The sequence below is a fragment of the Maribacter sp. MS6 genome (assembly GCF_056839185.1).
Window position 1 is genome coordinate 2,598,965 of sequence record NZ_CM166389.1, and the last position, 15,297, is coordinate 2,614,261.

10 protein-coding genes are annotated in these 15,297 nt (G+C 37.6%); 9 read left to right on the forward strand and 1 reads right to left on the reverse strand.

Annotated features, from left to right (window positions below; translation table 11 throughout):
- The first annotated feature begins 164 nt into the window (after window positions 1-164).
- From uvrC to MS6x_RS11480, 9 genes are all read left to right on the forward strand, one after another.
- Entirely contained in the window at window positions 165-1,964 is a 1,800-nt protein-coding gene (gene uvrC / locus MS6x_RS11440) for an excinuclease ABC subunit UvrC (protein ID WP_482602115.1), read from the forward strand.
- Window position 1,965: 1 nt separating this feature from the next.
- A complete protein-coding gene (locus tag MS6x_RS11445; protein WP_482602117.1) occupies window positions 1,966-4,254 on the forward strand; it encodes a patatin-like phospholipase family protein in 2,289 nt (762 codons plus the stop codon).
- A gap of 544 nt (window positions 4,255-4,798) precedes the next feature.
- Window positions 4,799-5,578 (forward strand): DUF3108 domain-containing protein, encoded by a 780-nt coding sequence (locus MS6x_RS11450; RefSeq protein ID WP_482602119.1) that lies wholly within the window; start codon window positions 4,799-4,801, stop codon window positions 5,576-5,578.
- Window positions 5,579-5,584: 6 nt separating this feature from the next.
- Window positions 5,585-6,550, forward strand: a complete 966-nt coding sequence (locus MS6x_RS11455) for a tryptophan 2,3-dioxygenase family protein (RefSeq protein WP_482602121.1) — start codon at window positions 5,585-5,587, stop codon at window positions 6,548-6,550.
- A 5-nt stretch (window positions 6,551-6,555) separates the two neighbouring features.
- Window positions 6,556-7,833: a peptidoglycan DD-metalloendopeptidase family protein gene (locus MS6x_RS11460; RefSeq protein WP_482602123.1), complete on the forward strand. Its 1,278-nt coding sequence runs from the start codon at window positions 6,556-6,558 to the stop codon at window positions 7,831-7,833.
- A 1-nt stretch (window position 7,834) separates the two neighbouring features.
- Window positions 7,835-9,481 (forward strand): glucose-6-phosphate isomerase, encoded by a 1,647-nt coding sequence (gene pgi, locus MS6x_RS11465; protein ID WP_482602125.1) that lies wholly within the window; start codon window positions 7,835-7,837, stop codon window positions 9,479-9,481.
- A 172-nt stretch (window positions 9,482-9,653) separates the two neighbouring features.
- The gene (locus MS6x_RS11470) at window positions 9,654-12,908 is read left to right on the forward strand and encodes a TonB-dependent receptor (RefSeq protein ID WP_482602127.1); all 3,255 of its coding nucleotides are present in this window, start codon (window positions 9,654-9,656) and stop codon (window positions 12,906-12,908) included.
- Window positions 12,909-13,002: 94 nt separating this feature from the next.
- Window positions 13,003-13,443: a hypothetical protein gene (locus MS6x_RS11475; protein ID WP_482602129.1), complete on the forward strand. Its 441-nt coding sequence runs from the start codon at window positions 13,003-13,005 to the stop codon at window positions 13,441-13,443.
- 125 nt (window positions 13,444-13,568) lie between these two features.
- Window positions 13,569-14,162, forward strand: a complete 594-nt coding sequence (locus MS6x_RS11480) for a 3-keto-disaccharide hydrolase (RefSeq protein WP_482602131.1) — start codon at window positions 13,569-13,571, stop codon at window positions 14,160-14,162.
- 60 nt (window positions 14,163-14,222) lie between these two features.
- Here MS6x_RS11480 and MS6x_RS11485 read toward each other — a convergent pair whose 3' ends face one another.
- Entirely contained in the window at window positions 14,223-15,272 is a 1,050-nt protein-coding gene (locus MS6x_RS11485) for an endonuclease/exonuclease/phosphatase family protein (RefSeq protein ID WP_482602133.1), read from the reverse strand.
- Window positions 15,273-15,297: the final 25 nt, after the last annotated feature.

Below are 15,297 nucleotides of genomic sequence, written 5' to 3' on the forward strand. Positions count from 1 at the left end.
ATTAGTGGAATTACAGATAGTTGTTATTTGAGCTTAGGCTTGTCGCGTATGACCTTATCGAAAATTTGGATTTGTTGCGTTAAAATCTATAAAATCAGCCCAAATTTTACAAAAAGAAGGTAATTTCAACTATATTCTCAATTCAACATAGACCAGTTTGTATCATGTCTCAAATTCCAATTGAAGTTCAATTACGTTCGTTGCCAACTGGGCCTGGAGTATATCAATTTTATGACACAAACGATGTTATTCTGTACGTAGGTAAGGCAAAGAATTTAAAAAAACGGGTTTCGTCTTATTTTACAAAAAATCACGAGTATGGGAAGACTCGGGTAATGGTAAAAAAAATTGATATCATCAAACATATTGTTGTACCTACAGAGTCAGATGCACTTCTGTTAGAGAACAATTTGATAAAGGAATATCGCCCACGTTACAATGTTTTGCTTAAAGATGATAAGTCGTATCCTTGGCTTTGTTTGAAAAACGAACGCTTTCCAAGACTTTTCCCTACACGAAGAGTGATTAAGGACGGTTCTGAATATTACGGACCATACACCAGCATGAAAACAGTTAGAACTTTATTGGACCTGGTAAAAAGTGTCTATCCCCTACGCACATGTAATTATGACCTTTCAAGCGAAAAAATACAAAATGGAAAATATAAGGTTTGTTTGGAGTATCATTTGGGAAACTGTAAAGGACCTTGTGAAGATTTACAATCTAAGGAAGAGTATGATCGCCAGATAGCGGATATTAGGGAGATCATAAAAGGAAACTTTAAATCTTCTTTACATTATTTTAAGGGACAAATGAAACAATTGGCCGACGAGATGCGGTATGAAGAAGCACAACAAATAAAGGATAAGATAGATGTTTTGGAAAACTACCAAGTTAAATCAACCGTAGTGAACCCTAAAATTAGTAATGTAGATGTGTTTTCGATCATATCGGATGAAGCTTTTGCTTATGTGAATTTTCTTCAGTTGTCACATGGTTCCATAGTAAGGTCCCATACGATGGAAATCAAAAAGAAATTAGCTGAAAAAGATAGCGAACTGTTACAATTAGCGATTGTAGAAATTCGGAGCCGCTTTAATTCTCAATCCAAGGAATTATACGTTCCGTTTAGGGTGGCCGTGCCAGAAGGTCTCTTGGTTTCCATTCCTAAATTAGGAGATAAAAAAAGGATATTGGAAATGTCTGAACGTAATGCGAAGTTTTTCAGACAAGAGCGTTTTAATCAAATTAGGATTATTGACCCCGATAGGCATACCAAGAGGATAATGGGCCAAATGCAAAAAGATTTAAGACTTACTTCCGAACCAAGGCATATAGAGTGTTTTGACAACAGTAACATCCAGGGAACACATCCTGTGGCCGCATGTGTGGTTTTTAGGGATGGTAAACCTTCTAAAAAAGAGTACAGGCACTACAATATTAAAACCGTTGAGGGTCCTGATGATTTTGCCTCTATGGAAGAGGTGGTTTTTAGAAGGTACAAACGCTTGTTAGAGGAAGAAACCCCGCTACCACAACTAATTGTAATAGATGGCGGTAAAGGCCAATTGTCTTCTGCATTAAAAAGTCTGGATATGTTAGGGCTAAGGGGTAAAATAGCTATTATTGGTATCGCTAAAAGGTTGGAGGAAATCTATTTTCCGGAGGACCCTATTCCTTTGTATCTGGATAAGAAATCTGAAAGTTTAAAGATTATACAGCAATTGAGAAATGAGGCGCACCGTTTTGGAATCACCTTTCATAGAAACAAAAGAAGTAAGACGGCCATAAGTTCGGAATTAGAAGCTATAAACGGGGTAGGAGAAAAAACGGCAAAGGAGCTTTTAAAACGTTTTAAATCGGTAAAAAGAATAAAGGAAGCTACCTTAGAAAATCTTGAGAAGGTAGTTGGGCACTCAAAAGCGATGAAAATACATGAGTCGTTTAACAAAACAAAAGAATAGTATGAGGCACTTAGTTGTGAAGGGTTTACTTGTTTTGGCGTTATGCTTTGTTCGGTCGGCGCGGTCACAGGACACGAGCCTTTCAACCAACAAAAAAATTGGACTTGTATTGAGTGGTGGCGGCGCAAAGGGCTTGGCGCATATCGGTGCATTAAAGGTTATAGAAGAAGCAGGAGTTAAAATAGACTATATAGGAGGTACTAGTATGGGGGCAATTATTGGCGCATTATACGCCTCTGGTTATACCGCAGACCAATTAGATTCCATATTCCGGGTTACCAATTTCAGTAAACTTATACAAGATAACCTTCCAAGAAGTGCAAAAACGTTTTATGAAAAAGAAGATTCGGAAAGGTATGCATTAACGCTTCCTTTCGATGGCTTTAAAGTATCTGTGCCTCCTGCTTACTCTGGAGGGCAAAATATCTATAACGAGATGGTACGTATGTTGTACCATGTACGGAATGTTAATGATTTTTCTAAATTACCCATCCCCTTTGTTTGCATTGCTACCGATATCGAAACTGGAAAAGAAGTGGTTTTCAACTCGGGATATTTACCCGAAGTTATTATGGCAAGCGGCACATTTCCATCACTTTTTGAGCCTGTAACCATAGACGGTAAAGTATTGATAGATGGTGGTGTGGTCAATAATTATCCCATAGAAAAAGTACGGGCAATGGGTGCAGATATTATCATAGGTGTTGATGTACAACACGGACTTGCCGATAGGGAATCCTTACTCTCCGCAACAGAAATTCTTTTGCAAATAAATAATTACCAGACCGTTGCAGATATGGTAGAAAAAGCAGCCGATACGGATATTTATATCAAACCAAAAATTGAGAAATATACGGTCATCGAATTTAACAAAGCCGATGAAATAGTAAAGACTGGTGAACTGGCAGCTATTGCCAAGTATAACGAGCTACAACAAATATCATCTGTGGTTCAAAGAAAAACACCGATTGTAGTGCCGTTCAGGGAAACGGATTCCTTGACCATTAATAGACTTCTGATCAGTGGCGATTCGATTCATACTAGGGGTTATGTTAAAGGGAAGCTCAGGTTTAAACTGGGAACGCCCATTACGTTTAACAAACTTAAACAAGGAATGAGTAACCTAAGTGCCACAGGTAACTTTAAAACAAACCATTATAAATTAATGTCCAATGGTATTGGAGAAGATTTGAATTTACGGTTAGATGAATCTAAAAACACTGCTTTTTTTAGAGTAGGAGCCCACTATGATGATTTATACAAGAGTGCCGCTATTTTAAATTTTACAAAGAAAAATTTGTTGATAAGGGATGACAGGGCTTCAATAGATTTTATTTTGGGAGATAATCCACGATATAATTTTGAGTATTATATAGATAAGGGTAGCTATTGGAGTTTTGGGATAAACTCTAGATATAACGATTTTGAACAAGAGATAGCATTTGGAATAATTGAAGATAATTTTGAAGTACCATCCGGAATAAGCCTTAACAACATAAACTTAGACTTGACGGATATTACAAATCAGGTTTATATACAGACCGTTTTAAGGGAAGAGTTTGCTTTTACCATAGGTGCGGAGCATAAGTTTTTGAAGTTTAGCACAAGAACATTAGGTGATTTAACACAGCCGAACGCCATAGAAACTCCATCCATAGTGCCAACAAATGATTCGAAAGGTAGAACCTTTTTTGAGAAAAGTAATTTTTACAGCGTTTATGGAGGATTAAAGTTGGATACCTACGATGACAAATATTTTCCTACCAGTGGATTATTTTTCGACGGAGATTTTCATTATTACCTACTATCTTCCGATTTTAACGAAAATTTTAAAGATTTTTCTGTTTCAAAGGCAAGAATGGGCGCTGCCTTTGCGGTGACTAAAAACCTTTCGCTAAACTTGGAAACCGAGGGAGGATTTAAACTGGGAACGTCCAATGTTACTTCTTTTGACTTTGTACTTGGCGGGTTTGGAACCAATTTAATAAATAATCTAGTTCCTTTTTATGGCTATGATTTTTTAAGTTTACCCGGTAACAGTTATGTGAAGGCCTATGGCAGATTAGATTACGAACTTGCTCCAAAACACCACTTTTTAGGTGCAGCAAATTTTGCAAACGTCGCTGATGATATCTTTAGAACGGGAGAATGGTTTACAGCGCCAAATTTTTCTGGGTATGCTCTGGGTTATGGTTGGGAATCGTTTTTAGGCCCCGTACAATTCATGTACTCTTGGTCACCAGAAATAGATCGCTCCAATGTATTTTTTAGTGTTGGGTATTGGTTTTAAATATTCACATCCCAATGAAACAAATCACTTAGTTGTTTATAGCGTACTTTTAGCGATGTCGTTTCAGATTATCATCAGTTTTTTCTTAAGGAATTCACAATTAATTTAAAGAAGTATAAATTAGTGTTAAGGTAAGCGTAAAAGTAAGTTAAAGCCTATTACCATTAGTTATATATGATGTAATTTTACTTCAGTAAGGGGTGGTTCCCTTACAACTTTAAGTATTGGTTTTTCATAATTTAAAGTTTGGTTGGTTATTTAGGAAAAGCCCGGTTTATTAACCGGGCTTTTTTTGTGCTGTTGCTTCATCAAAACCCAGAAATTTTAATCATATTATTTTTATTTGCTATTAAAAATTATAAAATATGGTCCTAGTTACGGTTTAAAATTTTAACGACGGCTAAGGAGAAAATAAGGAGACCAAATCTCGGGATATCATTAGACAGCGGTGAATACAATACTTTGGAATAAAATTTGTTTACATTAATGTTAAAGGTATATGAGATAGCACACATATTTCTAACTTTAATTTAAAATGCTGGTCATGAATAGAGTTTTGATACTTGTTTTTATAATAATTTGTACTACTGTCTCGGCACAGGAGACAACGCAGGCTTTTGAACCGGGAGAATGGCTTAAATTTCGATTGCACTATGGTTTTTTAAATGCTAGTTATGCAACTCTCCATGTAAAAAATGCCAAAATTATGGATAAGGATGTCTATCACGTAGTTGGTCATGGAGAAACAACGGGCTTTGCTAGTTTATTTTTTAAGGTTGATGACAATTATGAAAGTTATTTTGATAAACTAAGCGGTAAGCCTTATAGATTTATAAGGAAAATTAATGAAGGAGGATACACAAAGGATATCGAAATAAATTTTGATCATCAACAAGACAATGCTGTGCTAAATGACAAGAAAAACAAGAAAAAGCTTAATTTTGAAATTGAAGACGAGGTGCAAGATTTAATTTCAGCATTTTATTTTTTACGAAATAATTATGATGCCAAAGACTTAGTGAAAGGTGAAAGTATAGGGATGAAACTGCTATACGACGATGATGGCGTTTTTGATTTTAAATTGAAATACTTAGGAAAAGAGGTGTTAAAAACTAAATTTGGCAAGGTAGAGTGCCACAAGTTTAGACCTTTGGTGCAATCGGGTAGAGTCTTTAAGGAAGAGGAAAGCCTATCGTTATGGGTTTCCAACGACGATAATAAGATTCCAATACGCATTAAGGCAGATTTGGCCGTAGGAGCTATAAAAGCAGATTTGGACGGCTATAATGGTCTAAGGCATCAGTTTAAAATAATAATGGACTAAATTACAATGGAGGAAAAAGAGCGGATTGGAGCCCAAATAGAAAAGCTTGCCGATAAATACAAGGATTCCGGTCAAGATTTAAGCTCTTATTTAGATGGTCTTTTATATCAACGATATCTCACGTATTGGGATTACATCCATTTAGACACCTTATTAAGTCTACAAGTACCCAGAACTCATTTTCCGGATGAGGAAATATTTATCATGTATCACCAGATTACCGAACTGTACTTTAAACTCATTCTTCACGAACAGAAGCAACTGGTAGATGACAAAACTCAAAAACTCGATTTTTTTATCGAAAAGGTCAGGCGTATAAACAGTTACTTAACAGCGTTGATTTCTTCCTTTGGTATTATGATCAAAGGAATGGAACGTAAACAATTTCTTCAATATCGAATGGCTTTGTTGCCTGCAAGTGGCTTTCAGTCCGTACAATATAGAATGATAGAAATTTATGCTACGGCAATGCAAAATTTGGTTCATCATACCAAACGAGATTCTTTTTCATCAGAAAATACGTTAGAAGAACTTTATGAAAATATATATTGGAAAAAAGGCGCAACAGACATTGTTACGGGAGAGAAAACCTTAACCTTAAAGCAGTTTGAATACAGGTACACGCCTAGATTAATACGTATTGCAAGACAAACAAAAGATGCTAATGTTTATGCCAAATACTTGGCGCTACCAAAAGCGCTAAAGGAAAGCCCAGAGCTTATCTCGGCCCTAAAAGCAATGGACATGAATGCTAATGTAAATTGGCCTTTGATGCATATGGGCTCTGCACATCGGTATCTTGCTAAAGAAGGAGCTACTATTGAAGCTACGGGAGGAACCAATTGGAAGGAATATTTACCTCCAAGTTTTCAGAAAGTAATATTTTTTCCATCATTGTATACAAATAAGGAGTTAAATGAGTGGGGTAAACAGTGGGTAGACCATATCTTTAACCCTGAAAAAAGTAAATAGAGGGAATGCAGAAATATTGGGGCGCATTATTGGCACTTGTAGTGCTTTTTTCGTGTAAAACGGAACAAAAGCAAAATACTGAGGAGATAGCACAGATACCGATTATAGAAAAACCTGTTCTAAAATCGTATGGGTTTAATTTAGAGGATTATAAAGTTATCCGCGATACCATTCGGAGAGGGGACAGTTTTGGTGAGTTAATGATAGACCATGCGGTTGATTATCCTAAAATAATAAAAATAGCAGAGGAGTTCAAGGACACTTTTGATGTAAAGCGTGTTAAAGTTGGAAAACCCTATGTTATTTTAAAAACAAAGGATACTGCAGAGACAACGCAATTCTTTATATATGAAAATGATCGAATCAATTATACGGTAGTAGATTTAAGAGATTCGGTAAATGCTTACAAGAGTAGAAAAAAAATTAAATACGTACAACGGGAAATTGCAGGTGTAATTAAGAACAACCTTTCCGAATCATTGGATACGCTGGGGGTAGATTACGCAGTAACGATATCCTTGTCAGAAATTTACGCATGGACTATCGATTTTTTTAGTCTTGAAAAAGGAGATAAGTTTAAAATACTTTATAAAGAACGATATATAAACGACAGTATCTATGCAGGATTTGAGCCTATAGAAGCCGCCTATTTCGAACACAAGGGCAAACCAATCTATGCTTTTGCTTATGAGACCGATTCCTTAAAACAGATTACGGATTACTTTGATCAAGATGCGAATAATCTACGGAGTACCTTTTTAAAGGCACCCATTAAATTTGGTTACAGGGTGTCATCAAGATATAATTTAAAAAGGCGAATTGCCTATTATGGTTATAAGGTGCGGCCCCATAAAGGGACCGACTATGCTGCGGCTATCGGAACGCCTATTATTGCTACCGCAGATGGGACCGTTACGGAATCTACCAGAAGGGGAGGTAACGGTAGGTATGTGAAAATAAAGCATAATGGAACGTATAGCACCCAATATTTGCACATGAAAAAGCAGAAAGTCAAAAAAGGGGAATACGTACGCCAGGGCGATGTTATCGGTTGGGTAGGTATGACAGGAAATACCGGAGGCCCACATGTGTGTTATCGTTTTTGGAAAAACGGGAGGCAGGTGGATCCCTTGCGTGAAAAATTACCGGCTGCGGAACCAATCGCAGATTCCCTCCGAGCCACATATTTGGCTCATGTTACGCCCTTGAAGGAACAACTGGATTGCATTGAATACACTGTTTTCGAGAATGAAGAAGAAGATTTAATAACCCTTAACGAATAATATGTCCCTACCTAAAATTGACCCTACAATGACAAAAGCTTGGGGGAAATTAAAAGCACATTATACGAGCACACATTCGGACGAAGTCAAACATCAATTTCGTAAAGACGCTGGGAGAGCGGCAAAATTTACAGTAAAGTGGAACGATTTTATATTCGATTATTCCAAAAACCGTATTTCAGAAGAAACCCTATCCTTGTTGTTGGATTTGGCGAATGAAGTGAAGTTAAAGGATGCTATTTCTGCCAGTTTTAATGGCAATATTATAAATAAAACCGAAGGTAGGGCAGTTTTACATACTGCGTTAAGAGCGCAAAAGGATGAGATAATAAAAGTTGACGGTGAGAACGTTGTTTCTGAAGTGTATGAAGTAAAGCAACGGATAAAAAATTTTACAGATGCAATAATAGATGGCCAAAGAAAAGGCTTCACAGGTAAGGCATTCACAGATGTTGTCAATATTGGAATAGGAGGTTCCGACCTTGGCCCTGCCATGGTAACTGAAGCTTTGGCCTTTTATAAGAATCATCTAAAAGTTCATTTTGTAAGCAATGTAGATGGTGATCATGTAGCCGAGGTGTTGAAAGAACTAAATCCGGAAACAACACTGTTCGTTGTAGTATCCAAAACATTTACGACACAAGAAACGCTAAGTAATGCCACCACCATTAAAAAATGGTTTTTATCCTCGAATTTTGGAACCAAACAGGAAGATATTGCAACGCATTTCGCTGCGGTATCTACGAATACCAAGAAGATAAGTGAATTTGGAATATCTTCAGATAATGTATTTCCTATGTGGGATTGGGTCGGAGGTCGTTTTTCCTTGTGGAGCGCTGTAGGTCTTTCTATTGCATTAGCGGTGGGTTACGATAATTTCAATCATCTTTTAAAAGGAGCCAATCAAACGGACAGGCATTTTAGGGAAGCCGATTTTTCTGAAAACATACCGGTAATCATGGCACTGTTAAGTATTTGGTATAATAATTTTTATGGTGCAGAGACAGAGGCTATCATACCTTATACGCAGTATTTAGGTAGATTTTCGGCCTACTTGCAGCAAGGGATTATGGAGAGTAACGGAAAAAGTGTTGATAGGAACGGAAAAAGAACAAGCTACGAAACTGGAACTATAATTTGGGGAGAGCCAGGTACTAATGCCCAACATGCCTTTTTTCAATTAATACATCAGGGGACAAAATTAATTCCCGTGGATTTTATCGGTTTTAAAGATTCGCTGCACGGAAATACTAATCATCATAATAAGCTCATGGCTAATTTCTTCGCCCAGACCGAAGCATTGATGAACGGAAAGTCGAAAGAAGAGGTGGTATCAGAACTAAAGGCCAAAGTCAATACAACGGAAGAAATTGAAGCACTTGCGCCTTACAAGGTTTTTGAGGGAAATAAACCTACCAGCACCTTTTTGATAGCGAAGCTTACGCCTACTTCTCTAGGTTCATTAATTGCCCTTTACGAGCATAAAATTTTTATTCAAGGCGTCATTTGGAACATATTTAGTTATGACCAATGGGGTGTAGAGCTTGGAAAACAATTGGCAGGAACTATTTTAAAGGATATAGAGGGTTCTGATATTGCTAAACATGACGGGTCTACATTGCAGCTTCTTCAATATTTTAAGAGTTAACACAGCTTGTTTGTAGTTTTTTTGGTTTTCTTGATAACTTCTTCATTTTCAGGATGTATTTTTTATTTTTTAACTTAATTTTAGGGATGCTGATTTAACGTTCTCTTAACGTTGGGATTTTAAAAATAGAGGACTTTTGCAGCAAGTTAAAAACTAACAAAACACTTAAAAAATGAAAAAGATTTATTTTGCATTTGTTGCTCTTTTAATGGCTGCAAGTGCTTTCTCGCAAGGGGTAACTACCTCGAGTATGCAAGGAACAATTGCCGATGAATCGGGAGAATCCCTTTTTGGTGCCAACATTGTTGCCACGCATACGCCTTCAGGATCTGTTTACGGAGCCATTTCTAATGAAGATGGCAGGTTTTATTTACCCAATATTAGAGTAGGGGGTCCTTATTCGGTTAAGGTAACGTATGTAGGTTTTCAGGACAGAACTTTTGAAGGAATTGTTTTAGGGTTGGGACAAAGTTATAACCTTAAAGTAGTCTTGAGTGAAGGAATGGAACTGGAAGAGGTTGTTGTTACATCAACTAGGGGTAACGTTATAGATCCAGATAGGACTGGTGCATCTGTTAACCTTTCAAGGGATAAAATAGATGCGTTGCCAACAGTAAACAGAAGTATCGAAGATTTCACGAGACTTACACCGCAAAGTAACGGAAGTTCATTTGCAGGTACATCAAGCAGATTTAACAACTACACCATTGATGGGAATATCTACAATAACAACTTTGGTCTGGGTTCTGGACAGTTCGCAGGTGGAAACCCAATTTCTTTGGATGCTATTGAAGAAGTTCAGGTGAATTTAGCACCAATGGATGTTAGATTGGCCGGTTTTACTGGTGCATCGGTTAATGCCATTACCAAATCTGGAACGAATGAGTTTAAAGGTTCTGTTTATTATTTGTTTAGAAACGAACAAATGGTTGGAGATAGGCTTCGTAATTTGGAGTTGAATCGTGGGGACTCGCAAAATGATATTAAAGGAATTACTATAGGCGGACCTGTAATTAAAGATAAACTTTTCTTCTTTGTAAGTTATGAAGAGGAGCTAACTGCAGTTCCTGGTTTTCAACGTGAAGCGGCTAGGCCAGGTCTTACTCCAGATGGTTTAACTATTTCAAGAGTACCTGCTTCGGACTTGGATTTTATTCAGGAAAGCATGCGTAATTTGTATGGGTATGAAACAGGACCTTACGAGAATTATCCGTTTGCCTCCGAACAAACGCGTTTTAATGCCCGTTTGGATTATAATTTAAACCAGAACAACAAGTTCTCTCTACGTTACAATAGATACAATCAGTCTCAAGACATTAGAATTAATGGAAACTCAAATAGGTTTTTGCCTACGCGTTATAGAAATACCAGCAGACAAGGTATAGAGGCTGTAACTTTTGCCAATGCGAATTATACCAATGATCGTTTGGTAGAGTCAATTGTTGGGGAATGGAACTCCAAAGTATCGGATAACATGTCTAACCAATTAAATATTGGCTATACGGCTATACAAGATCCAAAGAGAGGTATTCCTGGAGGTCAAGCCTTCCCGTTCATCGAAGTATTGGAGCCAGATGCTTCTGGAAATTTATTGTACTATACTGCGCTAGGTAACGAACTGTTTACCGTAGGGAATTTGTTAGAAAACAATGTATTTAATATTACTAACAACTTCTCGATCTACTCTGGTAAACATACCTATACAATTGGTGCCAATTTAGAATTGATGACTTTTAAGAACGCGTTTAACCCTGTATTTAATGGTTTTTATCGTTTTACGAGTCGTGATAGTTTTGTGGAAACAGTTATCAATCAGACGCCAGGAGCATATCCTGATGCCTTTGCCAAAAGTTTTGCTTTGGATGGATCAACAACACCGCCTGTAGATGAAACTAATTTTGGTCAGTTCGGTATTTATTTCCAAGATGAGTACCAAGTAAATGATAATTTTAAATTAACAGCGGGACTAAGAATTGATTTACCATTCTATACTACCGATATTCCAAGAAACACCTTGTTGGACGATTTGAACAAAACTTTTGTTGACGGTAACGGTGATAGCTTTACACCGGATGTGAGTCAGTTCCCTAAGGTTAGACCCTTATGGTCTCCAAGAATTGGTTTCAACTGGGACGTAAACGGTGAAGGTAAGACCCAAGTGAGGGGTGGTACCGGTATATTTTCTGGTCGTATTCCTTTTGTATGGATGAGTAACCAAGTAAACGGTTCAGGTGTTGTTCGTGGTGGTCTTGGTTTCGAAGGTGCTGAAGTTGAGGCTGAATTCGGCCCAAACTATGTATTTAATCCTGATATTGCCTTTGGTGCTCCGGCAGACCCAGGTCAAACGCTATCTAATGAGCTGAACTTATCAGATCGTGATTTTAAATTACCACAAACGTGGAGAACCAATATTGGCGTAGACCATGAATTACCTTGGGGTATTACAGGTACTGTAGATTTTATTTACTCAAGAGAAACAACTGCCGTTAACGTGTATAATCCTGTTCTTAGAGAAGCAGATGGTGTTCTTGCGGGACCTGATGCCAGACCTTATTGGGATGGTGGTTATTCTAACGATCCGGACTTTAGGAATGTGTTCTTGTTAACGAATTCAGACAGAACCCCGTATTCGTACTCGTTGGCAACTACGCTATCAAAGCAATTTAATAATGGGTTCTTTGGTTCTATTTCTTACGTGACTTCAAGAGCTTTTGACTTAGGAGCTACCGGTGGATCTCAGGCAGGATCTTTATGGTCCGCTGTCGTACAGGAAGATAGGAACGACCCAGAACTTGGTTTTTCTGGTCAGAATCAACCAAACCGTTTTATTGCCAACCTTAATTACCAGAAAAACGGTACCACAATCGGTGTGTTTTGGCAAGGCGGGGAGAATGGAAGATATAGCTATACCTATTCTGGTAATTTTGGAGACAATGCAGACCGTTTATTTTACGTGCCCAACGATGCCGCTGAACTTAATTTCGAAGAGTTCACCTTGGACGGTAATTTGATTACAGAGCAGGCTCAGATTAATTTTCTTAACAATTATATTGAGCAGGACGAATATTTAAGTGAAATTAGAGGAGAAGTCTCTGAACGTAATGGTGCAGTCTTACCATGGGTAAATACCTACGATCTTAGAATAACTCAGGATATTGAATTGACTAAAGACGAGAAGAATACAATTCAATTATCAATGGACTTCTTGAATGTGGGTAATATGTTAAATTCGGACTGGGGCGTACCACAATTCGCATTTCAGGAAAATATATTGAATTACAGGGGAAGAAATGCTGCGAATGAGCCAATATATAGGCTGAACACGAGAAGCGGAACATCTGATTTGCCCAGGGAATCTTTCATACAGGGCACTAGTTTAAATAATACATGGAGGTTACAAGTAGGTATTCGATATATGTTTAACTAGGTAGTTATATAATTATTTTAAAACGGCTCTGTAATTTTACAGGGCCTTTTTTTATGCCTAAAATTCCCTATTTTTAAAAGCTAAAATAAAAACCATGTACGAAACCATTCAAATGCTACATTCCTACTTAGCCTATGTAGCCCTCGCTGTGCTGTTTTTGGCCGTTGCCAATGCCATTACCGGCTTAGTCTCAAAGCGTATGTTCACCATGACCAAAGACCTAAGAATAAGTCTTTTTGCTTTAATTATGTGCCATATTCAATTATTGATAGGGCTTATACTCTATTTTGTTTCTCCAAGCGGACTCAGTGCCATACAAGAATTTGGTATGGGAGGATTAACAGCTGCAGCTAGACTATTGGCCGTAGAACATCCTTTTATTAATATCGTTGCCATCGTATTGATAACGGTTGGCTGGTCCCGTCATAAAAAGTTTGTAGAGGGAGAAAAAAAGTTTAAGAGTATAGCTATTTTTTATGGTCTTGGGCTACTACTTATTTTAAGTAGGATTCCATGGGGCCAGTGGTTTAGTTGATCAGTTTTAGTTCCAATCCCGCCTTGGTTTAAATTCTGTCTGGCAAAGACATATATAATTATATTAAGCTAAGAATTATCATTTAAAGGTGATGCATCCTACGCATAATTCATAAACTAAAATCAATGAAAAAAATACTAGTACAGCTACTTATACTTTTTACCCTAACTATTTCAGCACAAAAAAAATCATTGTTTAATGGTGAAAATTTGGAAGGATGGACCATCTATGGAACGGAAAAATGGTATGTTGAAGACGGACTCCTAGTGTGTGAAAGTGGCCCTGATAAGGGTTATGGATACCTTGGAACCAATGATTACTATAAGAATTTTGTTTTGGAACTAGAATTTAAACAAGAAGCAGATGGCAATAGTGGGGTATTTATACGCTCTACTGTAGACGGAACTACCGTGAGTGGTTGGCAAGTAGAAATAGCCCCACCAGGAAAGCATACCGGTGGTGTATATGAATCTTATGGCAGAAATTGGCTCATACAACCTGATCCTGAAAAAGATACCGCCTTAAAAATGGGCGAATGGAACAAAATGAAAATTAAGGTAAATGGGGATAGGCTCACCTCTTGGCTTAATGGCACAGAGATGGTTTCGTTGGATGATACCATAATAGGCGCTGGTGATGGTGCCGTTTTGTTACAGATTCATGATGGTGGTGGTATAAAGGTAAAATGGAGAGAGATTACGATAAAGACCTTGGATTAAGAAATCACGTTTTAGCGTAAGGCCTTAGAATTCTCCTCGCGAAACACCCAGACTAAATTACTAGTTACCGGTGCTAGCTTCTCGCACTAAATATATGTATACCGGAAAATGGTCACTATAGCCTCCAATATAGCTCCCACCAGCATAGGTGCGTAGTGGATAGCCCTTGTATTTTCCTTTTGGATCAATAACGTAGTTCGGCGTAAATATCCCAGCTTTCCAAAAGGTATACGTTGCTGTTTCGCTTTTAACAAGATTAGCGGTCATATACATCTGGTCAAAAAGGTTCCATTTATCTCTATAGGCCAAGGAGCCTTCTCCTTTTCTAAACAGTTTTTCCATAGGACCAAAAAGGCTCATAGAATCAAGTCGTTTCTTTTTTCCTTTTACGTCTAAAATTCTTTTGAAGCTGGGGTCTACAGGATCGTCGTTAAAATCGCCCATACTAATTATTTTTGCCAATGAATTGTTACGTTGTATAGAATCAATTATCCGTTTGTTCAATTTTGCTGCGGCTAGTCTAAAGGGTCTACTTCTTGCCTCACCACCACTTCTAGAGGGCCAATGATTTACAATAAAATAAATTTTTTCATTATCCAAGGCTCCTTCTATAACGAGCTGATCTCTTGTGTAGTCGCGAAATCCGTTATCCTTTGAGAGTAAGAGCCTTCTACTATCAAAAGAAATGGGTACAAATACCGATGTTCTGTATAAAAGGGCAACGTCGATGCCACGTTCATCCGGAGAATCAAAATGTACGATTCCGTAATCATATTTTCTAAGGTTGGGGTGGTTGACCAAATCCTCTAGAACCTGTTTGTTTTCTACTTCGCAAACGCCGATAACATCTGGCGGGGTGTTACTTACGTTCGAACCTATCTTGGAAATAACCTTGGAGAGTTGTACTAACTTGTGCTCGTAGCGTTCTTGCGTCCAATTATCCTTACCCTCCGGAGTTCTATCATCATCATATACTAAAGTGTCATTTTTAGTATCGAAAAGATTCTCCAAATTGTAAAAGGCAACAGTCCTTAGCTGGTATTCATTTTTATCTTGGCTATGAGCCCCAAAAACCAGTAGAAGTAAAAAAAATAACAGTTTTATCCTCATTTACAATTAATTACATCCTAAAATA

What these genes read in the sequence shown, in the direction of transcription:
- MS6x_RS11450 (WP_482602119.1), top strand. Translation starts at nt 4,799, where the DNA reads ATGAATAGAGTTTTGATACTTGTTTTTATAATAATTTGTACTACTGTC.
- MS6x_RS11480 (WP_482602131.1), top strand. Translation starts at nt 13,569, where the DNA reads ATGAAAAAAATACTAGTACAGCTACTTATACTTTTTACCCTAACTATT.
- uvrC (WP_482602115.1), top strand. Translation starts at nt 165, where the DNA reads ATGTCTCAAATTCCAATTGAAGTTCAATTACGTTCGTTGCCAACTGGG.
- MS6x_RS11445 (WP_482602117.1), top strand. Translation starts at nt 1,966, where the DNA reads ATGAGGCACTTAGTTGTGAAGGGTTTACTTGTTTTGGCGTTATGCTTT.
- MS6x_RS11475 (WP_482602129.1), top strand. Translation starts at nt 13,003, where the DNA reads ATGTACGAAACCATTCAAATGCTACATTCCTACTTAGCCTATGTAGCC.
- pgi (WP_482602125.1), top strand. Translation starts at nt 7,835, where the DNA reads ATGTCCCTACCTAAAATTGACCCTACAATGACAAAAGCTTGGGGGAAA.
- MS6x_RS11470 (WP_482602127.1), top strand. Translation starts at nt 9,654, where the DNA reads ATGAAAAAGATTTATTTTGCATTTGTTGCTCTTTTAATGGCTGCAAGT.
- MS6x_RS11455 (WP_482602121.1), top strand. Translation starts at nt 5,585, where the DNA reads ATGGAGGAAAAAGAGCGGATTGGAGCCCAAATAGAAAAGCTTGCCGAT.
- MS6x_RS11485 (WP_482602133.1), bottom strand. Translation starts at nt 15,272, where the DNA reads ATGAGGATAAAACTGTTATTTTTTTTACTTCTACTGGTTTTTGGGGCT.
- MS6x_RS11460 (WP_482602123.1), top strand. Translation starts at nt 6,556, where the DNA reads ATGCAGAAATATTGGGGCGCATTATTGGCACTTGTAGTGCTTTTTTCG.